At 62.6% G+C, this 19747-nt stretch carries 26 protein-coding genes and 1 pseudogene; 12 read left to right on the top strand and 15 right to left on the bottom strand.

Features of this window, described 5'->3' with window-relative positions:
- The 7 genes from RT91_RS15835 to RT91_RS15815 all read left to right on the top strand — a co-directional run.
- The coding region (locus RT91_RS15835) for a transposase (RefSeq protein WP_035188346.1) at positions 1–573 on the top strand (573 nt) is incomplete at its 5' end.
- Positions 506–1003, top strand: coding sequence for a DUF29 domain-containing protein (locus tag RT91_RS15830; protein ID WP_240314327.1), 498 nt, complete (start codon positions 506–508; stop codon positions 1001–1003). The genes RT91_RS15835 and RT91_RS15830, both read left to right, overlap by 68 nt.
- Positions 1004–1243: a DUF4160 domain-containing protein gene (locus tag RT91_RS20790; RefSeq protein ID WP_011930878.1), complete on the top strand. Its 240-nt coding sequence runs from the start codon at positions 1004–1006 to the stop codon at positions 1241–1243. It begins immediately after the preceding gene.
- The gene (locus tag RT91_RS20785) at positions 1221–1511 is read left to right on the top strand and encodes a DUF2442 domain-containing protein (protein ID WP_152982850.1); all 291 of its coding nucleotides are present in this window, start codon (positions 1221–1223) and stop codon (positions 1509–1511) included. The genes RT91_RS20790 and RT91_RS20785 overlap by 23 nt, the downstream gene beginning before the upstream one ends.
- Positions 1512–2071: 560 nt before the next feature.
- Positions 2072–2245, top strand: coding sequence for a hypothetical protein (locus RT91_RS22020; protein WP_155856281.1), 174 nt, complete (start codon positions 2072–2074; stop codon positions 2243–2245).
- A 2-nt stretch (positions 2246–2247) separates the two neighbouring features.
- A complete protein-coding gene (locus RT91_RS15820; protein WP_035188342.1) occupies positions 2248–2526 on the top strand; it encodes a type II toxin-antitoxin system RelE/ParE family toxin in 279 nt (92 codons plus the stop codon).
- A 586-nt stretch (positions 2527–3112) separates the two neighbouring features.
- Entirely contained in the window at positions 3113–3703 is a 591-nt protein-coding gene (locus tag RT91_RS15815; protein WP_035188340.1) for a hypothetical protein, read from the top strand.
- 359 nt (positions 3704–4062) lie between these two features.
- On the opposite strand, the gene RT91_RS15810 is transcribed toward RT91_RS15815, so the two are convergent.
- The 4 genes from RT91_RS15810 to RT91_RS15795 all read right to left on the bottom strand — a co-directional run bounded on the left by RT91_RS15810 (position 4063) and on the right by RT91_RS15795 (position 7210).
- Positions 4063–4866 carry an aminotransferase class IV gene (locus RT91_RS15810; RefSeq protein WP_035188338.1) on the bottom strand — a complete coding sequence of 268 codons (804 nt, stop codon included), beginning with the start codon at positions 4864–4866 and terminating at the stop codon, positions 4063–4065.
- The gene (gene pabB, locus RT91_RS15805) at positions 4856–6196 is read right to left on the bottom strand and encodes an aminodeoxychorismate synthase component I (RefSeq protein WP_035188335.1); all 1341 of its coding nucleotides are present in this window, start codon (positions 6194–6196) and stop codon (positions 4856–4858) included. Before pabB ends, RT91_RS15810 begins: the two co-directional genes overlap by 11 nt.
- Before the next feature lie 209 nt (positions 6197–6405).
- Positions 6406–6927: a GNAT family N-acetyltransferase gene (locus tag RT91_RS15800; protein ID WP_035188333.1), complete on the bottom strand. Its 522-nt coding sequence runs from the start codon at positions 6925–6927 to the stop codon at positions 6406–6408.
- On the bottom strand, positions 6920–7210 hold the full coding sequence (locus RT91_RS15795; protein ID WP_035188331.1) for a DUF1778 domain-containing protein: 291 nt from the start codon (positions 7208–7210) through the stop codon (positions 6920–6922). The genes RT91_RS15800 and RT91_RS15795 overlap by 8 nt, the downstream gene beginning before the upstream one ends.
- 126 nt (positions 7211–7336) lie before the next feature.
- Between RT91_RS15795 and RT91_RS15790 the strand changes: the two genes are divergently transcribed.
- A complete protein-coding gene (locus RT91_RS15790; protein ID WP_035188329.1) occupies positions 7337–7882 on the top strand; it encodes a recombinase family protein in 546 nt (181 codons plus the stop codon).
- Between the two features lie 258 nt (positions 7883–8140).
- On the opposite strand, the gene RT91_RS15785 is transcribed toward RT91_RS15790, so the two are convergent.
- From RT91_RS15785 to traA, 4 genes are all read right to left on the bottom strand, one after another.
- Complete coding sequence (locus RT91_RS15785; RefSeq protein WP_035188327.1) at positions 8141–8521, bottom strand: type II toxin-antitoxin system death-on-curing family toxin; 381 nt, start codon at positions 8519–8521, stop codon at positions 8141–8143.
- Positions 8518–8748 (bottom strand): hypothetical protein, encoded by a 231-nt coding sequence (locus RT91_RS15780; protein WP_035188326.1) that lies wholly within the window; start codon positions 8746–8748, stop codon positions 8518–8520. Before RT91_RS15780 ends, RT91_RS15785 begins: the two co-directional genes overlap by 4 nt.
- Before the next feature lie 75 nt (positions 8749–8823).
- Positions 8824–9429 (bottom strand): hypothetical protein, encoded by a 606-nt coding sequence (locus RT91_RS15775; RefSeq protein ID WP_035188324.1) that lies wholly within the window; start codon positions 9427–9429, stop codon positions 8824–8826.
- Positions 9426–12281, bottom strand: a complete 2856-nt coding sequence (traA, locus tag RT91_RS15770) for a Ti-type conjugative transfer relaxase TraA (protein ID WP_035188323.1) — start codon at positions 12279–12281, stop codon at positions 9426–9428. Before traA ends, RT91_RS15775 begins: the two co-directional genes overlap by 4 nt.
- A gap of 145 nt (positions 12282–12426) precedes the next feature.
- Between traA and RT91_RS23060 the strand changes: the two genes are divergently transcribed.
- Both RT91_RS23060 and RT91_RS15765 read left to right on the top strand, forming a co-directional pair.
- A complete protein-coding gene (locus RT91_RS23060) occupies positions 12427–12717 on the top strand; it encodes a cysteine-rich CWC family protein (RefSeq protein WP_408735340.1) in 291 nt (96 codons plus the stop codon).
- Positions 12698–13006 carry a hypothetical protein gene (locus RT91_RS15765; RefSeq protein WP_035188320.1) on the top strand — a complete coding sequence of 103 codons (309 nt, stop codon included), beginning with the start codon at positions 12698–12700 and terminating at the stop codon, positions 13004–13006. Before RT91_RS23060 ends, RT91_RS15765 begins: the two co-directional genes overlap by 20 nt.
- A gap of 73 nt (positions 13007–13079) precedes the next feature.
- Here the strand turns inward: RT91_RS15765 and RT91_RS15760 are convergent, their stop codons facing one another.
- The 5 genes from RT91_RS15760 to merA all read right to left on the bottom strand — a co-directional run bounded on the left by RT91_RS15760 (position 13080) and on the right by merA (position 17133).
- Entirely contained in the window at positions 13080–13517 is a 438-nt protein-coding gene (locus RT91_RS15760; RefSeq protein ID WP_035188316.1) for a type II toxin-antitoxin system VapC family toxin, read from the bottom strand.
- Positions 13517–13771 (bottom strand): type II toxin-antitoxin system Phd/YefM family antitoxin, encoded by a 255-nt coding sequence (locus RT91_RS15755; RefSeq protein WP_035188313.1) that lies wholly within the window; start codon positions 13769–13771, stop codon positions 13517–13519. Before RT91_RS15755 ends, RT91_RS15760 begins: the two co-directional genes overlap by 1 nt.
- Positions 13772–14332: 561 nt before the next feature.
- A complete protein-coding gene (locus tag RT91_RS15750; protein ID WP_240314326.1) occupies positions 14333–14851 on the bottom strand; it encodes a hypothetical protein in 519 nt (172 codons plus the stop codon).
- Complete coding sequence (locus RT91_RS15745; RefSeq protein ID WP_035188309.1) at positions 14851–15426, bottom strand: peroxiredoxin; 576 nt, start codon at positions 15424–15426, stop codon at positions 14851–14853. The genes RT91_RS15750 and RT91_RS15745 overlap by 1 nt, the downstream gene beginning before the upstream one ends.
- A gap of 66 nt (positions 15427–15492) precedes the next feature.
- Positions 15493–17133: a mercury(II) reductase gene (gene merA, locus RT91_RS15740; RefSeq protein WP_035188307.1), complete on the bottom strand. Its 1641-nt coding sequence runs from the start codon at positions 17131–17133 to the stop codon at positions 15493–15495.
- 571 nt (positions 17134–17704) lie between these two features.
- On the opposite strand from merA, the gene RT91_RS15735 reads away from it, so the two are divergent.
- Positions 17705–18115: a helix-turn-helix domain-containing protein gene (locus RT91_RS15735; protein ID WP_035188305.1), complete on the top strand. Its 411-nt coding sequence runs from the start codon at positions 17705–17707 to the stop codon at positions 18113–18115.
- Positions 18116–18163: 48 nt separating this feature from the next.
- Here the strand turns inward: RT91_RS15735 and RT91_RS15730 are convergent, their stop codons facing one another.
- A complete protein-coding gene (locus RT91_RS15730; RefSeq protein ID WP_051788323.1) occupies positions 18164–18781 on the bottom strand; it encodes a recombinase family protein in 618 nt (205 codons plus the stop codon).
- A gap of 60 nt (positions 18782–18841) precedes the next feature.
- Positions 18842–19204, bottom strand: a pseudogene (locus tag RT91_RS15725) (recombinase family protein); the annotation flags it as partial.
- Positions 19205–19317: 113 nt separating this feature from the next.
- On the opposite strand from RT91_RS15725, the gene RT91_RS15720 reads away from it, so the two are divergent.
- Positions 19318–19747 (top strand): plasmid pRiA4b ORF-3 family protein (locus RT91_RS15720; RefSeq protein WP_035188303.1); only part of this gene is annotated, 430 nt, incomplete at its 3' end.

The raw sequence follows: 19747 nt of genomic DNA, 5'->3' as shown, positions 1-19747 counted from the left end.
GTAAAGGACGGCCATCGCCCCGCTATCTGGATCTCCGATCTCTATGGCGCCCAGCGCGGTCATGCCGATGACTGGCAGATTTGCCTCGCCCACCAACTCCGGGACTGCAAATTCGCGATCGAGGCGGGTGATACGATCTTCGCACCCAGAATGAAGGCCCTGCTGCTCCGCGCCGTCGTGCTGGCGCGGCGCCATCGCACGCTCGCGGACGCTACAAGACGCGCCTGGCGGCGGCGCCTCGACCATGATCTCGACGCCGTCATGGCGCTCGCCCCGATCAACCACCACGGCAGACGATTGCGCCGACGATACGGCAAGGTTCGTGATCATCTCTTCACCTTCCTCGACCACCCGGATATCGCCGCGGACAACAACGGCTCCGAGCGCGAACTCCGGCCTACCGCGACATATCGCAAGGTCACCGGAGGGTTCCGATCCAACTGGGGCGCCGATTTCTTCGCCAACGTCCGATCCGTCGTCGGGACCGCCGCGCGGCACGGCCTTGATGCCTACACCGCTATCAAAAACGCCGTCACCGGAGCATCACTGCCCATCGCCCCCCTACCGGGTTGAGCAGATACGAGATTTCTATGCCTGGGCCAATGAACAGGCCGCTCTGCTCCGCGAAAGGCGCTTCGATGCCGCCGATCTCGCCAACATCATCGAGGAGATCGAGACCTTGGGCCGCGGCGAAATGCGCGAACTCGTCAGCCGCATCAGGGTGTTGCTGCTGCAATTGCTGAAATGGCAGTACCAGCCGAATTTCCAGGGGCCCAGCTGGCGGACCAGTATCGTCATCCAGCGCCATAAGATTTCCGAGCACCTGACCGAAAGCCCCAGCCTCAGATCGAGGCTGGTTGAGGCAATCAGCCGCGCTTACCACCTGGCACGCAGTGAAGCCGCTATGGAAACTGGCTTGGCAGATCAGACGTTTCGCCCGGTCTGCCCATGGTCTTTCGAGCAGATGATGACCGAGGATTTCTGGCCGGGGGAGGCCTCGTGAATGCCGGTAGTTTTCCGGCATGAGGGATATCGGTTCTATTTCTACAGCCATGAGCCGAACGAACCGCCGCACGTGCATATTGATCGGGCCGAAGCAACGGCGAAGCTTTGGCTCGAACCTGTTGCTCTGGCTTCGAATGCTGGTTTTTCACCACGTGAACTCGGTTTGCTCCTACGAATGACACGCGACCATCAGCAGACACTTTTGGAGAGTTGGTATGGCTTCTTTGGCCGAGACTGAAACTCCGGACATTCGGGTTCGTACTGTTTCTGTGACCGACTATGAGCTGATCGTCGGCTTGATGGATGGTCGGACGATTGCCGTGCCTCTGGCCTGGTTTCCGCGCCTTCTCAATGCATCTCCGGAGCAAAGAAGCCACTGGGAGCTGGCAGGAGCCGGCTACGGCATTCACTGGCCTGACCTGGACGAGGATTTGAACACTGAGGGCTTGCTGCGAGGTGCCCGTGCCCCCCGTGGTTCTGCAACCTGGCGTCCCGGGATGGCATGACGTTTTGGAAGCGGTTTCGTGATCAATAGCCCGCGTTCCGGGTTAATGGCGGCAAAAACACGCCATAATTTATCTGCAAACTGCCATCAGCAGTGCGGGGAATGAAAATCATGAAAGCCAAGCAACTTGGACTCATTGTCGGCCTCTTCACCCTAGCCATCGCTGGTTCTACATGCATCGCGATAGCAGGACCGCCACCATGGGCCGGCGGTCCTCATGGTCCTCCACCTCCAGGCTGGGGCCACCCACCCGGACCACCACCCTGGGCGCACGGCGCACACAGGCCTTGGGGATGGTGGTCTCCAGGGCCACGACCGCCCCCTCCACCGCCTGTTGTGTATTATGCTCCCCCGCCAGTCGTATATGTGCCGCCGCCACCGCCTCCTCCTCCGCCGCCGGTGGTATATGCGCCACCACCTGTATACTTCGGGCCGCCTTCACTATCCTTTGGTGTAACCTTCCCTCTCCATTAGGAAAGTATCGACACAGACAAGATCAGAACATAAAACGAACAAAGGAGTTGCCCCTGAAGTTCCAGGATAGGTGATCACACTATCGTTATGAACCGGACCGTTCCCCAGATCGATCTTGAACTCGAGGCCGAGCGGCGGCTCCTCGAAGCTGCCGTCGCTGAAGCCCGGACCGATCTCCGCCCGGCTGTGCCGCATGAGCAGGTGCGCGCCGATCTCCTGCGCGAGATCAAGCGGCTGAACCTGGCGATCGCCGGTCACTGAGCATGCAGGTCAAATGGCATCAGCTTGCCCTGGAAGATCGTGATGTCATTGTTGCTTATCTCGAACTGCTCAACCCGAATGCAGCCTCAAGCGTTCTGCGTGGACTGGTTCTCGCCGGCGACAGCCTGGCGCTGTTTCCCACCCGGGGCCGCGTGGGCTTGGCCACCGGCACCCGGGAACTGGTGGCAGTGTGGCCGTATCTGATCGTGTATGAGGTCGATATGTCATCCGATACGGTGCGGATTCTCCGTATCTGGCACGAAGCCCAGGACCGACCGTGACGAATGCCAAAAAGAAAATGGCGGCCTTAAAGGCCGCCAAGTTTTAAGATTGGGAGCGAACCTCAGCGGAGATCGGATCCGCTTCACGGCCCGATATGGCCCGGTTCGGCGGGGCCGCAATATGCGTGTTTTGAGATGTGATGTGGCAAGGCAAGGCGGCCATTCTGCCGCCATGACACAAGGGCGTAATCTCGCCTTGAAACCAGGGCTGGAAAACGCACCTCCACGCTCGGACAAGGCTTTCGGGTTGCCTTTCCAATCGTCTCAGCGGTTAGCGATCTTCCACTCGGCGACCCTGGCCCATGGGGTCGCCTTTTTCTTGTCTGCACCACACCAGACGCGACACTCCCCGCGGCGAAAGGCGATCAGGGGCAGCTATCACGCGGCTGGTGAAAGAGCCGTGAGGAAGTATTCGTGTTCGCCTGGCGAGCCCGTGGTGGGATGCTTTGACAGTCCCTGTTACGGGGCTACTATGGGGTTCATCGGCGGCCTGTGCGGCGACTGAGTGACGACTTTGCGGGGACTTGCCGGGAAGTTCTATAATGTGGATTTCTGGAACATCTTCCATCGAGAAATATGAAAATCTATGAAACGGCGTAATATAACTTTTCTGTTCGGCAGCATGTTTTCTGGCTTTCTTGCTCTTTTTGGGCTCAGTTCGAAGCAAGCCGTTGGACAAACGCCGAGTGATGCTCGCTCATCTGGCGATATGATGGGTGGAATGATGGGATCAAATATGTCCAACATGGACATGCAGGGAATGATGTCCCACAGCAATATGATGGGTCCCATGCGGCTCGGCATGGAGTTGTTCGAGCGACATACAGAAATCACCCGCGCGACTGATTACCTGTCCAACGGCATCATCGACACTACGGTTTCGAGTAATCCAGAGACTGCCAAGGCGATTCAGGCACACGTGATCGAGATGTACGCCCGTCTCGCAGACAATCGTCCATTTCCCTACCCGATGAGTAACAGTGTGCCGACCATGTTCGCCAAGAGTACGAAATATAAAAGATCCTATGAGCTCCTACCAACTGGAATTCAGGTCACCGAAACCTCGGACGATCCAGAAATGGTAAAGGTGATTTATGCCCATGCCCGCGAACTCGATCGATTCGTGAAAGAAGGTATGCCGGCGATGATGCGCGGGATGATGAGCAAGGCCGGTTGATCGGAGAAAAAGGCGATGATGCACGGCATGATGAACGGCTGGATGATGGGGGGAATGGCAGTGTTCGGTATCGCCACCCTGCTGCTGATTGTCCTGTCAATCGCCGCATTGCTCAAATATCTGCTCAAATGACGGGCAGAGCGTAGATTTTCCAAAAATCAAGAATTTCGGAAAAGACGGATTGTCATTTCAAAAAGGCGCTCACTCCAAGCGCCCGATAGAATGTAGCTCGTTGGACGCCGAATAACTTGGCGACCTCCGCGACCGACCTAGAGTGTCCTGTTCGACGAGCTGGCGGGCATGGCCCCCACTCCATAAATTGAAAGCAGGCGACGCGCAGTCGTCTGCCCTGGCCGAGCCTATCGCTGCCCAGCAAGGGCCGCGATTGCCGCTTCATCCTGCCTGATCTTCCGGCCATCGACATGGCTGACCGGGCGCAAGCCGAGCGCATTGCCGAGACAGAGCGCGTCCGCCTCGAAAAGCCAATCCGGCTCCAGGGTGGCCTCGCGCACGAGCCCGGCTTCGAGAAGCACCGCGCGGCGAATGCCGGGCAGCGCCCCGTCAGCGACATATGGCGTGAGCCAGCCGCCGTTTCGGCACAGAAACACCGTGGCGGCACTGGATTCCGTCACCATGCCCGCATGGTTGAGCAGGATCGCATCCACAGCACCGCGCTCGTCGGCCTCGATCCGAGCGAGGATGCTCGGGAGATAATTAAGCGATTTGATCCGGCAGAGCGGCGATGCCGCATCGCGGGCGATGCTGCGCGCGATCACCACCCGAATCGGACCTTGAGCGGGCGGCAGGGACGCGGCCGTCACCATCACCGTCGGGCACTGTTCCCCGCTGGGCATGATGCCGCGCGGTCCCGGTCCGCGCGTAACCGTCAGGCGCAGCACGCCATCGACCATCCGGTGCGCGGTAATGACCGCATCGAGCGCATCGCACAGGGTGCCTTCGGCGGGCACGACGAGACGCAGCAGAGCAGCGCCAGCGCGCAGCCGGGCGATATGCCGATCGGCATGGCACGGCACGCCCGCGGCAACACAGATCGTCTCGAACAGCCCGTCGCCGAGCAGCAGGCCGCGATCGGCTGGATCAATCCGCGCCGCGTTCGCGCGCACGAGCGCGCCGTTCAGCCAGACCGGCGCATCAGCCTCCATCGTGCGCCGCCAGCAAGGGGCCCACTTTCAGCAGCATTTCCGCATATTCCGCTCCGGGATCGCTGTCCCAGACAATGCCGCCGCCCGCCTGGGCGAACAGTGTCTCGGTGGTGGCGACGATGGTGCGGATGATGATCGCGCTGCCCATTGCGCCGTCGAAGCCGAGCCAGGCGAGCGTGCCGCAATAGGCGCCGCGCCGGGCGGTTTCGATTTCATCGATGATCTGCATCGCCCGATGTTTTGGCGCGCCGGTTATCGAGCCGCCAGGAAAGCTCGCGCGCAGAAGATCGATCGCGCCGAGGCCGGGGCGCAGCCTGCCCCGGACCACCGAAACGAGGTGATGCGCGCGGGCAAACCTTTCGAGCGCGCAGAGGGCGGTCACGTGCACGCTGCCGATCTCGCAGACGCGGCCGAGATCGTTACGCATCAAATCGGCGATCATCAGGTTTTCGGCCCGGTCCTTCGCCGAGGCGCAGAGTGCGCGACCCAGCCGATCGTCGTCCTCCACCGTCGTGCCACGCGGCGCAGTGCCCTTGATCGGCCGGGTTTCCACCCAACCGTCGGGGTCGAGGCGCAGAAACGATTCCGGTGACGCGCCGATGATCGCCATGCCATCGCCACAAGCCAGATGGGCGGAGAAAGGTGCCGGGCTCTGCCGCCGCAGCGCGCCATATAGCGCTTCCGTGGAGAACCCAGCCGGCCGTGGCGCGCGGAAACGATGGGTCAGATTGACCTGAAAAATATCGCCCGCCGCGATATAGGCGCGCACCTGCTCGACCCGGTCGCAATAGGCCGCTTCGCTCCATTCTGGCTGCCAATCGAGCCGGGGAACGGCGCCAAGGCGCACGAGGCCGTCGAGCCGCCGGCGCAGCGCCTCAAGCCGGACGATGGCGGACGCCCCAGGACGATCGTACGCAATATACCACAGCCGTCTTGTGCGGTGCTCGAAACCGAGCACCGTATCGTAGAGCCCGAACCAGCCATCAGGAAGGCCGGGAATCGGGTCGTGCCGGGTCGGCACGCCGGCAGCCGCGACACCGAGGTCGTAACCGAGAAACCCAACCGCACCACCCGCAAATGGCAAAGGCGGTTTTGCACCCGTGCCGCGCGATGTGCGGTGCCTGTCGAGCCAGGTGGCGAGAGCGGCGAAGGGGTCTCCAACCGTCCCAGAATCGAAGCGCAGGACCGCCAGCGGATCGGGGCAAAGATAGGAGATTTCGGCACGCGGATCGCCCGGAGCGGCACTGTCGAGAAAAGCCAGATGCGGATCGCCGGCGAGAGCCGCGAAACTGTCGAACGGATCGCGCCAAGGCAGTTCAGTGACTAGCATCGGCGTCGTTTCTCACAAGCCAGCATGGTGCGCCACCGCCTCAGCAAATAGCCGCAACAAAAATATCCGCTTTCAGGATCGGCGGCTTTTTCATGCATTTTTCAGCAATGGGTCGTTTTTACTCGGGACGGGCGTTGTCGCCTAACTTAGGAATCACGCGACAAGAGCGCATTAAGACTTTCGGAATTTCCGTAGCCTTGATCGAAACGCTATCGCTGATTTTTAACCTTCTGGAATTTGACGAGATCGAGTGCGAGGGTGGGAGCGTCTGTAGGCAACCGTGTAAAGCCGTGATGAAAGTAGAACGCTTCGGCGGCCGGGGAGATGGCATGGACGATGACGAGGCGCGCGGAGACTTCGGCGGACGCGCGGAGCGAGCGGCTGAGCACATCGGCAAGCATGGCCCGGCCCAACCCCTTCCCCTGCCAGGCGAGGTCAATCGCCAATCTCCCGAGAACAACCGCCGGGATGGCATTTGGCATGTTCCGGCGCATGGAGCCGATGACCTCTTGGGCCAGAATCTGCCCCATGCTGAGGGCATAGTAGCCGATGATTTGCCGTGAGCCAGCCGGACACACGACATAGGTTCGGCTGGCCGCCGCTTGCAGGTTGTTCCAGGCGCGCTGGTGCAGCCAATCATCCAGCGCGGGTTCACCGGAGTTGAACGACGAGCCGTCATGCGCTTCGGTTAAAAGAGCAGGTGGATCGGCTGGCGGCCGCGCATCACTCACTTTGCCACGGTGTTTTGGCTTGCAGGATGCGCTTCATCCCGGCCGTTTCAGAGCGGTTTGCCGGCGAGTCCATCCAATTCATGACCTTCTGAAAGGTCTTGGCGTCGGCATAGATGGTGGATTGATCGAGGAGGATGTTCTTTGCTTCCTTGATGGCGGACGCCAGCATGAATTGCGAGCGGTTCGCGCCAACGAGTTCCGCCGCCTGGTCAATCAGCGTCCTGTCCTGCGTGCGGGCGCGCAGGTGGATGTTGACCTCGGCGATGGCGAGCTGCGTCTTCATATCCGAACAATTGACAAATGTGGTGTCATTGTCAACACAAACATAAAGCATGAATTTTGCACCAGATCCGGCCCATAGGCCACAAGCGGGGTTTTCCGTTGCAGAAGTCCGGTGCATAGTCCTGCCATGATCTACGGCTATGCACGGGTCTCCACCGACGGCCAGAGCGTGGCCGCCCAGCTCACCCAGCTGAAGGCCGCAGGCTGCGGAAAGGTCTTCCAGGAAACCGCCAGCGGTGCCCGCACCGACCGCGTCCAGCTCCGCAAGGCAATCGACAGGCTCGAGGCCGGCGATACCCTGATGGTCACAAGGCTCGACCGTCTCGCCCGCTCAACCCGGGATCTGCTGAACACCCTCGCGACCATCGCCGAGAAAGGTGCCGGGTTCCGATCCCTCGGGGACAGCTGGGCCGACACCACCACCCCGCACGGCCGGCTGATGCTCACCGTCCTCGGCGGCCTGGCGGAATTCGAGCGGGAGCTGATCAGGGCCCGGACCGGAGAAGGAAGAGAACGGGCGAAGGCCCGCGGCGTTCGCATGGGCCGCAAGCCGAAGCTGACCCTGCACCAGCGCCAGGAGGCCCTGCGCCGGCGCGACGCCGGCGAGGCCGTCCGCGAGATCGCCCGCTCCTACAACGTCAGCCACAGCACGATTTCCAGACTCGTGGCCTGACGGCCAGGGCTGTTCAACGCTTTGGGATAGTGAGTGCGAGGAGGTGTTTGAGTCCGGCGAGAGCGGCGCGGTAGCGGTCCTGGCTGAGGGTGCTGGCGCTGGCTTGGCATTGTCAGGTTGACGCGTCGGCCGCAGGATCATAGCGATGTTGGATGCTTCCCGTGTGCTCATACGAAGCCTGAGTTCCTTTTCCGCATGACCCAGCCACATCGCGGTGCAGTCGTCGTCGAACTACTCCTGCGGCTGTTTCAGGAGCAGTCACGCTTTTGGCGGCACCACCACCCGGCGTAGCCAGGCGACCAGCGGCTCAAAGCTGAAGCCGTCCGCTTCATATAGACTGACGATAAAATCGTAAGTCTCATCTGGATCGGCCTGCATCCCAGCGCCATTGATGACCAGGAAGGTATAGGTGGCAGCAAATGCCGTGCGCTTGTTGCCATCAATGAACGGATGATTCTGCGCCAGACTCTCCCACAATGCGGCGGCCTCGTCGATCAGATCGGCATAATATCCCGTCCGCGGGCGATACAGGGCCGCCTCCAGTTGGCCAGGATCACGCACGCCATGGGCGCCACCGTAGCGCTCGATTTGGTCTGCATGGATAGCCAGAACCTCGATGACGGTCAGATAGTCCGTCATTCAGCCAGCTTTTTATAGAGTGTCCCGAATTTTTCGTGGCTCGCCTGATACGCGGCCATCACATTGGCGCGGGGTCGGCCATGCTTGCGCTTTTCAATCAGGTCGGCGAGCGCCTCATCCACCAGCACTTGCAACTGCCGCCCCTCGCTTTGGGCGAGTTGGCGGACGGCGGAGAGAATCTCGGAATTCACCTGGGTCGCAAATTTTTCACGGGTTTGGGCTGCCATGATACATCTCCAATCTTTCCTTGATTTATCATGATACGTCATGAAGTATCAAGAATCCGCACAGTTTTCGTTTCCTCAATATCCCTTGAGGACGCGATACTCGCCGCTATTCCCATATGCACCAGCGCTTTGGTTGATGGCGACGCAGGGGCGCCTGTTTGCCCCGCAATAGATAATCTTGTCGAGCATTCCTGCCTTTACCCAGGCGGCGTGATTGGCCTGCAACATGGCGATTTCGCCCCGCAGCTGGCTGACTGTAGTGCGGTCCCACCAGACAACGGCCGTGCTGCTCAGCCAGCCGAACAGCATCAGCCCGACGGTCAGGGCCACGATCCACCCCAGTAGCCGCCAGCTCGCCCAGGCCACGATCCGGCGCAGCGCCTCCTCGGCAACCGCCATGCCGCCCGCCAGCCCGGCGAGATCCTCCAGCATCGGCTTGGTCGCTTTCCGGACCGTCGCGACACCTTCCTTGCCCACCTGCTCCAGCGCCGTTGTCACCGCGGCACTGACCGCCTCGCGCACCCGCTCTTCGAGGCTCGAGGCTTCTTCCGCCAGTCTCTGCCGCTCCTGCGCCAGCGCCGCCCGCTCCTCTGCCAGTCCGTTCAGCACCCGCTGCACCGCCGCCTGCTGCTGCTCGGCGATCTCCATCAACCCGTAGAGCCGTTCTTCAGCGCCACTCACATCGACATCCCACGACCCCGCGACACGGATCTTTCCTGCTGTTTCCGGACGGCCGCCCGCTCGGCTTCACGCGCCAGATGACCGCGCATCCGCTCCTCAGCACCCGCCATCAGCCGCTCAATGGCCTTCCCGGCGTCCGGCGACGCCAGCACCTGCGCCAGCGCCGATCCCTCCTTCAACCCGAAGTCATGGCCACGCGCCCGCAACCGCTGCGCCGCTTCGGAATGACGATCCAGTGTCCGGGCAAATCCCAGCAACGCCGCCCGCGCCTGCCCGGCCAGAGTAGGATCAGTTTCCAGCCCCGGCAGCGCCTTGGTGTATGCCTCCGATAGCCGCGTCCACTCCCGCACCAGGCCATGCGCTTCCTTGTTGCGCGCCGCCTCGGCCGCCTGGTGTTGCCGATGCGCCTCGAACCGCGCCCGGAACCCGGCACGCCCCGCCTCGATCTCACGCGCCGCCACCACCTCCCGTGACCGCACCTCGACCCCACGCCGCTGGGCATAGGCAGCCTGGTCGTAATCAAGCGTGGTTTCCTTGGCCTGGGATCGGGACAGCCGCGCCGACAGGGCGGCCACGTTGCTGAATTCCTCCCGATCGGCGTAGAGCGTCACCCCGTCCCGGTGCCGCGTCATCGCCACATAGGTCAGATGCCGGTCCATCGTGCCCGAGGCCAGCACATAGGCCCGGTCCACCGTCGCACCCTGCGCCTTATGAATGGTGGTAGCATACCCGTGATCCACGGCAGCATAATCCGCCATCGAGACCGACACGGCCCGACCCCGCCCAGGCCCGGAGGGAGAATCCAGCCGCACCAGAAGGCGGTCGTCCTCGGCCAACTCTACCGTGCCCAGCATCCCGTTCTTCACGCCCAGCTCGCGGTTGTTCTCCCGGAACAGCAGCCTGTCCCCCGGCGCAAAGACCCGCTCGCCCTCGCTCGTGCGATAAACCCGCTCGTCCGCCAGCTCGTCCCGCTCGCGCCGAACCGCCCGGATCGCCTCGTTGAGCTCCCGCACGTCCGCGTTGCGGTGCGCCAGCACCAGGCGAGAGCCATCTGGCCGCGCCTCCATATCGGCCAGCACATCCCGCACGATCGCCGCCCGCGCATCTGCCGCGGTTGCCTCGAACCGGACAGCATCGCGCTCGGCATAGGCGCGCAAGCCCTCCTCTGTCTGGTGCCGCCCGAACGCCACCGACGCCGCCCGCTGCCAGCCCTCGTGCTGCCGGCGGATTTCCGCCAGGTCAACAAAGCCGATCCGCTCAGCCACCGCACGGAACGCCGCCCCCGGCCCGATCGGCTGCAGCTGCTCGGGATCCCCCACCAGCACGATCTTGGCGCCTGCCCGGTCCGCCTCGGTGATGAACCGGGAAAGCTGCTTCGAGCCGACCATGCCGGCCTCGTCGATCACCAGCACATCGCGCGGCCCAAGCCGGTCGAACCCTCGTTCCCAGCCCCGCTCCCATGAGGCCAGCGTGCGCGAGGCAATGCCAGCCGACTCCTCCAGCCCTTCGGCCGCCTTGCCCGCCAGCGCCGCCCCATGCACCCGATAGCCTTGCGCAACCCACGCCTCCCGAGCCGCCGCCAGCATCGTGCTCTTCCCCGCACCGGCAAGCCCCACCACCGCAGAGATGCGCTCCGGCCCGCACACATGCTCGATGGCGACCCGCTGTTCTTCGGCCAGGACGATGCCGCCACGCTCCTGCGCCGCGATCGCCGCTTCCACGCGCCGGCCGGCGACACCGAACCCGCGCCCATCCGCCATGCGATCGGCGCTAATCGCCATATCGCGCTCGATGCCGACCATCTCCCGCGTCGAATAGCGCGCCTGCTCGATCACGCGCCCACGCTCGTCGCGCTGCTCGGCCCGCAATTCCACCAGAGCAGGCGACGCCATCACTGTTGCAAACGCCGCCTGGAACGCATCGGCATCGCCGATATAGCGGTGCAGCGCCCGCGCCACATCTTGACGATCGAATACACTCTTCTCGCCCGTGATGAGCGTCAGCACCTGATCCGGCCGCTGCCGGATCAGCGCGGCGTTGCGCTTCGCGGCCTCCTCATCGATCCGAACCCGCGATACGGCCTTGCCACGCCGCTCCATTTGCGTGGCATGAACGCCCATGTGCTGCGTCGGTTCGATCTCCAGCCCCCGCTCCTGATGTGAACGGTGATCGATCCTCACATCCAGCCCCCCACGCGCCAGATGTTCGTTCGTCCGCTGCTCCCAGCCGGAGCGAATATCCCGAAGCTGCTCATGCGATGTCGGCAGGCCAAGCGCCTGCAACTTCTTGTTCTCAAGCTCGAGTTCGGATTTCTCGCCCAGGGAACCGGCCGGCATGGCCCCGATCCAGCGCCCCGCCTCGCCTCGCCCGGTCATCACCCGTCGCGTGGTCAGCAGGATATGGGCATGGTGGTTGCGGACATCGGTATGACCGTGGGGTGCATGGATCGCAAAATCCACCGCAACCCCATACTGCCGGGCCAGAGCCTGAGCAAAATCCCGCGTCAGTGCCAGCCGCTGCTCCGCCGACAGCTCGTGCGGGAGCGCAACCTCGATTTCGCGGGCGACCCGCGCATCCTTGCGTCTCTCCGCCAATTCCGCAGCATTCCACAACGCTGATCGGTCACGCGCCCATTCAGGTCCCGCACCATGCACAACGGCACCGTCTGCCGCTACGGTGTCATTGGGGAGAATAATCTCTTCGTGCTCAACCCCATGGCGCCGGCCAAAGTCATGCACTATCCCATCGCGCACATTCTCAAGACGATCGGCCGCGCGATACGCAGACGCCGCCACTGCACTGCGACCGGAGCCACGGGCTACAGGCTTCATGCTCAGATGGTAGATCGCCATTCCACACCCACCTTACCCCGCACTGAGTTGCGCAGCAACTCGTAAGTGCGCACTTAAAGCTCTACTTCGTTTCGCTTTTCGTGATGTCTAGCGTCATATTGGCGGAGAATTATATGCCTGATATGTCAAGAATTTCTACGCTTCCATGTCCTATATGGATGACCGGTCAGCTAGATACTGGAAGTTTGAGAAGGAACCGGCGATATTCCGATCGATGCAATCGATTTGTCCACGTTGCCAGGCGCCGATGACATGCCAGAATGATGACAGTTGCTGGTGCACCAAACTGCCGATCGTCACACCGATGCCGGCGGATAACGCCGCACATTGCCTCTGCCCGAATTGCCTGCGGGAGATGCAGGACAAGGCACGCCAGAACGCCACTGCCGCCGATCACGACAGAACCGAGGGAACCCATGGCTCGCAAACCCATTGAACAGCAGATTGCCCAACTTGAAGCCCGTGCCAAGACTCTCAAGGCACGGTTGGCAAAGCAGGATCGTGCCAGAGACACCAGGAGAAAAATCCTCATCGGCGCGCTGGTGCTTGACCGTCTCGAACACAACGGCGATGCCGAATTCTCCGAACGCCTCGCCAACTGGCTCCGACGCGAGCTTCCAGGCTTCCTCACCCGCGAAGACGACAAGGTTCTCTTCGCCGATCTGCTGAACGGTAAAACCGGCGCACCGGCAACAATTCCAGAACCCCGGAAGGCCGAGGCGTAATATCACTCAGTGGTGATCTCTTCTTGCTTCCGACAATTCGTCACCCTCATCCGGGGGGATGTCGGTTTGGATTTCAGTGTTCTTGCTCATGGGGTGGCTCCCATGGATTGAGGAGCGTCACGCCGGTTGTGTGAAAGTCCGCGACGTTGCGGGTGACGATGGTCATGCCATGGGCCAACGCTGTTGCGGCGATGAGTGCATCCCGTTCGGCGTGAGGATCGGGAACATGCAAGGTCGCGCAGCGCCGGGCGACGGCTGTATCCACTGGGAAAATGCGCCCTTCGAACTCGGGTAATACCTGCTTTTCCAGCCAGGCGCGCAGCAAATCCCCTTGGTCGGGGTCTTTCCGCTCGATTTGCAGGATACCGATCTCGATTTCGAGGATAGTGATGGCCGAGATGTAGAGGGTTTTGGCGTCTACGCTGTCGGCCCAGATGGCCACCTGTGGGTGCGCCGTACCCAAGCGCACCTTGCGGAGTTCGGAGACGACATTGGTATCGAGGATGAACATCAGGAGAAATCGGCGGGGCGGAGGCCAATGCTGACGCGAGGTGGGTCAAATTCGATATCGGCAAGGCCCGGCATGGCCAGAGCATCCGCAATGCTGCGGCGTTTGCCTGTGATGCGGCGATATTCCTCGATGCTGAGCAGGACGTGTGCGGGCTTGCCTCGGTCAGTGATGAAAACCGGACCTTCTGAAGCGGCTTTTTTGGCCCGGCTGGTGTCCTGATTGAACTCCCTGCTGGATATGGTGGTGATGGTCATGGGCGGCACTCCTGCTGTTGGCGCCAATCAGCAATAAGTATAAACGTTACTACAAAACCCCTTTCTTTTGTCAATGCCACTTTGCTTTTTCTGGCGGCTCCAAGGCATCAAGGACCGGCCCCGCCTGCCGTCCTCGCCCGTTCGGTGCTCGTCCTGCAGGCTGCGCTCCGCTGCGGCCTCCGGGCGCCTCCTTGACGCCTTGGAGCGGCCTGGAGCCTATCGGATGGGGTGCAGGACAAGGGCGAAGCCCGCTGCCCCTGCGTTGGGCGGATACTTCACGCCTATAGGGCGTGACCATTGATCTGAGCGCAGGCGCGAAGCGACGAGCAGGGGGATGCCGGGTGGGAGGCCGCGTAGCGGCCGGGGCGCCCGCAGGGCGCGAGCTGGGGGGCGTAGTCGGGGTCACCGGACGATTTGTTCAAAATTGCACGCTAAGCCGTCGAAAGCGGGAACGTGAAGGGAACATCTTGCGGCGGCTGGCTCTCTGTCTTTCGTGAGTAAAATCGCCCGACCCAGGGCGTTACCTGAGTCTGCACGCCGAGCCTGATGGCCGACGCAACCTCAACAGGCGCAGGACAGCGCCCGCTTAGCGCTGCCGTAGAGGCTCCAGACCATCAGCACGATTGCGACTCCGTAGATTTCGCCCTCATGCGTCGCGATGAAGCCTTGGATCGGTACGCCGAACCGCCCGGCCGCCGGCAGGATGGAGGCGATCGCCGCGATGCCGAGCGGCAGGATCGGCGTGCAGCAGAGCAGCGCGGGCAAGGTTGCAAGTATCGCCCCCAATACGCTGCCGGCCGGGCGCACCCGCCCTCCTTGGCGGAGGCCGTAGACGCCGAGCGCCACAGTCAGCGTCAGGAGGGCAGCCATGATCAGCGCAAGGACGAACTCGCCCGGCGTCAGAAAGCGGAGCGAGACCAGCCCGAGCGTACCGCCCGTGCTGGTTGCGGGCAGGAGAACCGCATAGAAAGCGAGCGTCGCAAGAAAGAGCGCAATCGTCCCCACCACGGCACGACGGGAACCGAGTGCCATCTGCACGGCGCGCGGCACGACCATCGCGCGCTGGTAGAGACCCGCCATCACGGCGCGGCTTTTGGCTGGATAAAACGCTCGATCTTGCCGAACGTGGCGGACGGCGTCGAAGAATCCACCGCAATGCGGCCGTCCGGCGCGATGACCTGATAGACATCGATATAGTGGTGCGGATTATAGAGGTCGAACAATGCCTTCGTGTCTTCTCCGATCACGAAATGCGGGTCGTTCAGAAGCTTCGGCGCGACCTCTTCGACAAACTTGTGCATGCTGGCGTCAGGTTGGTAGCCACCATTCTTGTAGTCGCGCAACACGATGATCGTGATGTCTGACTTATCGATCTGCGCCTGATGTTGTGCGAAGGTCTTGAGTCCGGCCTTGCAGCTCGGACACCAGGTGGTGACCTGCCAGACCACGAGCGGATGGCCCAGATAGGTTTTCAGCTCGACGTTCTTTCCACCAACGGTGAATGGCGCATTGCGTGCTGCCATGTTTTGTGGTGCCGGCGCGTTGGTTGGTCCCATCTTGCCCGTAGGCGCGGCCATCGCGGTCGCCGAGGCGAGACCGAGAAAGACCACGCTGGCAAGCAAAGCCGTTCCATGTGAGGCGTTGGGTCTTGTCATTGGTGTTTTCCTTTTCATGCTTATGATTCCTTACTCGTGCCGTCCTGCCAGGACTCTGCGTCCCGTTCACCCCGCGCAGCAGGACAGTTGTTTCACGTCCTTGGTGAATGTCTGTGCCGCGAGCTTGATCCCCTCGTTCATCACCAGGTACGGGAACAGCGTGTCGCCAAGCTCTTGCACCGTCATGCGATGGCGGATGGCGAGTGCCGCGGTCTGGATCATTTCCCCGGCATTGTGGGCGAGGATTTGCGCGCCGATCAGCCGGTTGCTGCCTGCTTCGGCGACCAGCTTTACAAAGCCGCGCGTATCGAAATTGGCGAGCGCGCGGGGCACATTCTCCAGATCGAGACGGCGGGCGATGGTCTCGATCCCTGCCGCCCGCGCCTGCCCCTCGTCGAGACCGACCGTCGCGACCGACGGATCGGTGAAGATCACCGCCGGGACCACCGAAAGGTCGAGGCTGGCCTCTCCGCCGGTCATGTTGACCGCCGCCCGCGTGCCGGCGGCCGCGGCGACATAGACAAGCTGCGGCATCGTGCTGCAATCGCCGGCCGCGTAGATGTGCGCGGCCGAGGTCCGCAGGTGATCGTCCACCACGATCGCACCAGCGCGGTTTGTCTCGACACCAGCAGAATCGAGGCCGAGCCCTTCGGTGTTGGGCCGGCGCCCGGTTGCGACCAGCAGCCGGTCGGCCTCGATCTGTCCGGCATCGGTATCCACGATGAATCGGCCTTCCCGATAGGCCGCGTGGTGAGCTTCGGTTTCGCCGAGAACGCGAACGCCTTCGACCTCGAGGGCCTGCTGTAGCTCAGCCCCCAGTTCGGGATCCTCGCGCGTAAGCAGGGTACTGCGTGCCAGCACGGTCACGTCGACGCCAAGGCGTCGATACGCCTGTGCCAGTTCGAGGGCGACGAAGGACGAGCCGATCACCGCGAGCCGGGCGGGAAGTTCCTCGGCGAACAGCGCTTCCGTCGAGGTCCAGTAAGGTGTGTCCGCCAGCCCTGGAACGGGCGGGATCATCGGCGCGGCGCCGGTCGCGATGAGGATGCGATCCGGCGTCAGGCGCGTCACCTCGCCGGTCCGAGCGGCAATTGCGAGTGTCCGCGCATCCTCGAAGCGCGCGTCGCCGCGCAGCAGCGTGATCCGGGGGTTGTCGTCGATGATCTTCTGGTACTTGGCGCCGCGCAACGCCTCAACCCGGCCGCGCAGTTGGGCGAGCAACGCCCGCCGGTCCACCGGCTCCTCGCTGCGCGCGATACCCTCGAACGGATGGTGCCCGCGCTCATGCCGGATCTCAGCCGCGCGCAAGGTGATCTTGGAGGGCACGCAGCCGACATTGACGCAGGTGCCGCCGATGACCTCGCCCCGTTCGATCATGCTCACCCGGGCGCCGGCCTCGGTCGCACGGATCGCCGCCGCGAAGGCAGCACCACCACTGCCGATGATGGCGATGTGCAGCCCGCTCCCGTGCGGGATCGCAGCGCCGTGCGTGGCGTCATCGACCAGCGTCTCCAGCCCATAGCCGTGTGGAGCAAGCACCTTCCTGAGTGCCGCGAGGTCGAGGCCATCGGCGCCGTCGATCCGCGCGGTCCCGCGATCATAGGCGACACTCGCCCGGACGCCCGGAAGGTCGTTGAGGGTCTTCTCAACCGTGCGGGCGCAGTGCTCGCAGGTCATGCCAGTTACGCGCAGGGTATGAGATGTCATGCCAGGTCTCCGGTTGCGATTCGAGTGAAGTCAAAGGTCTCAAATGGCATTTGAGCTTTGCCCTTGGATGAGTGATGGAACGGCAGACGACGGCCCCTGATCGCCCCCGGGGAGCATGCCGTCACTATTCCCGGTGCCGGCGGGGCGGGCTGGCGCGGCATTCGATTTCGACCTGTTGCTCATGCCCAGCACGCAGAGCCCGAGGCCGCACGTAACAGCGCAGGGCAGGACCGCCAGGATGAGGGGCGCTAATCCGGCAGCCACCAGCCAGCCCCAACCGCCGACGGCGAGACCACCGCCAGCGGCGAGCGCAAGGCCACCGATGATCGCCACGCGGCTGGTCAGTAGACGCCGCCGGTCGGGCCGGCGTTCGGAACCCGGATGATCACAACATGCCCGCATGGCCGCAAACTCCTTCTCTCGCGCCTGGTCGAAGACGCATGAACCCCTTCAAATCCATCTGACGATGGTCTATAGGTCATGGAGTAACTCCAGGATCAAGAGGTATGTTTTGAGTAGTGTAAAGGACCGTCAAAAGCGTGCTTCCCCCACTTGGTGCGATAGCCCGTCAATGCCGATCGGCACGGTTGCGCGGCGAGCCGGCTGCGGCATCGACACCATCCGCTTCTACGAGAAGATCGGCATTCTTCAGCGGCCGCGGCGCACCGAAAGCGGACGCCGGGTCTATGGCACTGCCGACATCGCGCGCCTTACCTTCGTCTGCCGGGCCCGGGAACTCGGCTTCTCTCTCGACGAGGTACGCAGCCTTCTCAGTCTGGCCGAAAGAGATGAACGCCGCTGTGATGACGTGAAACAGGCTGCCATCCGCCATCGTCAGGACGTGCGCCGCAAGATCGCCGACCTGCGGGCGGTTGAGACCACTCTGGGAACCCTCATCCGGCAATGCGAAGCAGGGGGGCCGGCGGAATGCCCCTTGATCGAAGCGCTATCTCAACCGAAAGCGGCAGCGCCCGCGCCTTGAAGCGTCGCCGCTTAAAATACCACCGGATGATCCGTCCATAATCTCAAACTAGGCCAGATCAGAGCGGTGCTGAGCAACGATGCGCGACACCGTCGGTGCGCTGATGTTGTAAAGCCGAGCCATCTCGGCCCCGGACTTGCGGCCAGTGATGACGCTCTCGGCGATCTCGCGGCGTTTGGCTGCATCGAGCTTCCTGCGACGCCCGCCGACACGGCCTTCGGCACGGGCGGCGGCAAGGCCGGCGGAGGTCCGTTCCCGGATCATGGCACGCTCAAACTCGGCGAAGCTGCCGACCATCTGCATCATCATCCGGCCAGCCGGCGTCGTGGTGTCGATGTTCTCTGTGAGCGACCGGAAGCCTGCTCCGGCCTCGGCAATGCGCTCCATGATGTGCAGCACGTCCTTCAGCGAGCGTGATAGGCGGTCAAGCTTCCAGACGACGACGGTATCCCCCTCTCGCAGATGATCAAGCAGTCGATGCAGCTCGGGTCGATCCCACCGTCCTCCAGACGCTGCCTCCTCAAACAAACGCCTGCAACCGGCAACCTTGAGCGCCTTTGTTTGCATGGCGTTGTTCTGCTCGTCCCCCTTGGACACGCGGGCATAGCCAAGCAATACACCGACACTTGCCGGCTTGGTTGATTTCACAAACGACCGTTTACGCATCGAAGCAACCGCCACGGCTATTTGTGAGCTTGACCGGTAAGTGGCGGGGTTTCTTGATCGCTATGTGGCGGCCGGCTGACGTTGGAGGGTTCGGTAGACGGTCGGCCGGGAGACCGAGAAGACCTCGGCCAGGTCGCTGACGGAATAGTCGCCGGTGTCATACATGCGGCGGAGTTCTCGGGACTGGCGGTCGGAGAGTTTGGGCTGCTTGCCCCGCAACTTCCCCTTGGCGCGGGCCACGGCCATACCTTCTCGGGTGCGCATACGGATCAGGTCCGACTCGAATTCCGCGAAGGTGGCAAGGATGTTGAAGAACATCTTCCCCATGGGGTCGCCCGGATCATAGACCGACGCGCCAAGCGCCAGATTGACGCCCCGCGCCTTCAACTGGTCGGCAATGTCGCGGAGACCATCAGGAAGTGTGGGGTGTGACGGCGCAGGCTGATCTGCGGTAAGCTGGCGTGGTGCCCCGACCTTCGATTCAGGCCAAACCGTCCGCTGACGCTGATCCCTCCGCCACGGACGAGGCTGGGATCATGCAGATCAAGGTGTGGTTGATCGGGATCAGCCCGATGGTGTGGCGGCGGTTTCTGGTGCCGAATACCTGTACCCTGCGGGAGTTGCATGGCGTCATCCAGGTCGTGATGGGGTGGGAGGGCATCCACCTCTACCAATTCTGCCTCCGGTCCCGCCGCTATGGATCCTGCGAAATATCGGCCTCGTCGCCAGACGTCACGCTGGCTGGGCTGCGGCTGCGCAAAGGCGCCCGGTTTGTCTATGAGTACGACCTGAACATCCCCTGGCGGCACGAGATCAGGATTGAGGATCACCTGCCTGGAGAACCGGGCAAGGCTTATCCGCGTTGCACTGGCGGCGACGGCACCTGCCCACCGGAGGACTGCGGCGGCCCGGGAGGCTATCTTGCTGGCCAGGATGAAGCTTCGTCGCTGGATGCCTTGGAAGACC

This window comes from Acidiphilium sp. JA12-A1 (assembly GCF_000724705.2).
Lineage (GTDB): Bacteria > Pseudomonadota > Alphaproteobacteria > Acetobacterales > Acetobacteraceae > Acidiphilium > Acidiphilium multivorum.
This window is presented reverse-complemented; position numbering and strand designations above follow the sequence as displayed.

Excerpts from the sequence above, each read along its gene's own strand:
- RT91_RS15820 (WP_035188342.1), top strand. The coding sequence starts at position 2,248 with ATGCAGGTCAAATGGCATCAGCTTGCCCTGGAAGATCGTGATGTCATT.
- RT91_RS15760 (WP_035188316.1), bottom strand. The coding sequence starts at position 13,517 with ATGTTCATCCTCGATACCAATGTCGTCTCCGAACTCCGCAAGGTGCGC.
- RT91_RS15745 (WP_035188309.1), bottom strand. The coding sequence starts at position 15,426 with ATGACAAGACCCAACGCCTCACATGGAACGGCTTTGCTTGCCAGCGTG.
- RT91_RS15785 (WP_035188327.1), bottom strand. The coding sequence starts at position 8,521 with ATGACGGACTATCTGACCGTCATCGAGGTTCTGGCTATCCATGCAGAC.
- RT91_RS15755 (WP_035188313.1), bottom strand. The coding sequence starts at position 13,771 with ATGACCATCACCACCATATCCAGCAGGGAGTTCAATCAGGACACCAGC.
- RT91_RS23060 (WP_408735340.1), top strand. The coding sequence starts at position 12,427 with ATGTCCTATATGGATGACCGGTCAGCTAGATACTGGAAGTTTGAGAAG.
- RT91_RS22020 (WP_155856281.1), top strand. The coding sequence starts at position 2,072 with ATGAACCGGACCGTTCCCCAGATCGATCTTGAACTCGAGGCCGAGCGG.
- RT91_RS15795 (WP_035188331.1), bottom strand. The coding sequence starts at position 7,210 with ATGAAGACGCAGCTCGCCATCGCCGAGGTCAACATCCACCTGCGCGCC.
- RT91_RS15815 (WP_035188340.1), top strand. The coding sequence starts at position 3,113 with ATGAAACGGCGTAATATAACTTTTCTGTTCGGCAGCATGTTTTCTGGC.
- RT91_RS15750 (WP_240314326.1), bottom strand. The coding sequence starts at position 14,851 with ATGGCGGGTCTCTACCAGCGCGCGATGGTCGTGCCGCGCGCCGTGCAG.
- merA (WP_035188307.1), bottom strand. The coding sequence starts at position 17,133 with ATGACATCTCATACCCTGCGCGTAACTGGCATGACCTGCGAGCACTGC.
- RT91_RS20785 (WP_152982850.1), top strand. The coding sequence starts at position 1,221 with ATGGCTTCTTTGGCCGAGACTGAAACTCCGGACATTCGGGTTCGTACT.
- RT91_RS15830 (WP_240314327.1), top strand. The coding sequence starts at position 506 with ATGCCTACACCGCTATCAAAAACGCCGTCACCGGAGCATCACTGCCCA.
- pabB (WP_035188335.1), bottom strand. The coding sequence starts at position 6,196 with ATGCTAGTCACTGAACTGCCTTGGCGCGATCCGTTCGACAGTTTCGCG.
- RT91_RS15765 (WP_035188320.1), top strand. The coding sequence starts at position 12,698 with ATGGCTCGCAAACCCATTGAACAGCAGATTGCCCAACTTGAAGCCCGT.
- traA (WP_035188323.1), bottom strand. The coding sequence starts at position 12,281 with ATGGCGATCTACCATCTGAGCATGAAGCCTGTAGCCCGTGGCTCCGGT.
- RT91_RS15790 (WP_035188329.1), top strand. The coding sequence starts at position 7,337 with ATGATCTACGGCTATGCACGGGTCTCCACCGACGGCCAGAGCGTGGCC.
- RT91_RS15780 (WP_035188326.1), bottom strand. The coding sequence starts at position 8,748 with ATGGCAGCCCAAACCCGTGAAAAATTTGCGACCCAGGTGAATTCCGAG.
- RT91_RS15810 (WP_035188338.1), bottom strand. The coding sequence starts at position 4,866 with ATGGAGGCTGATGCGCCGGTCTGGCTGAACGGCGCGCTCGTGCGCGCG.
- RT91_RS20790 (WP_011930878.1), top strand. The coding sequence starts at position 1,004 with ATGCCGGTAGTTTTCCGGCATGAGGGATATCGGTTCTATTTCTACAGC.
- RT91_RS15735 (WP_035188305.1), top strand. The coding sequence starts at position 17,705 with ATGCCGATCGGCACGGTTGCGCGGCGAGCCGGCTGCGGCATCGACACC.
- RT91_RS15730 (WP_051788323.1), bottom strand. The coding sequence starts at position 18,781 with ATGCGTAAACGGTCGTTTGTGAAATCAACCAAGCCGGCAAGTGTCGGT.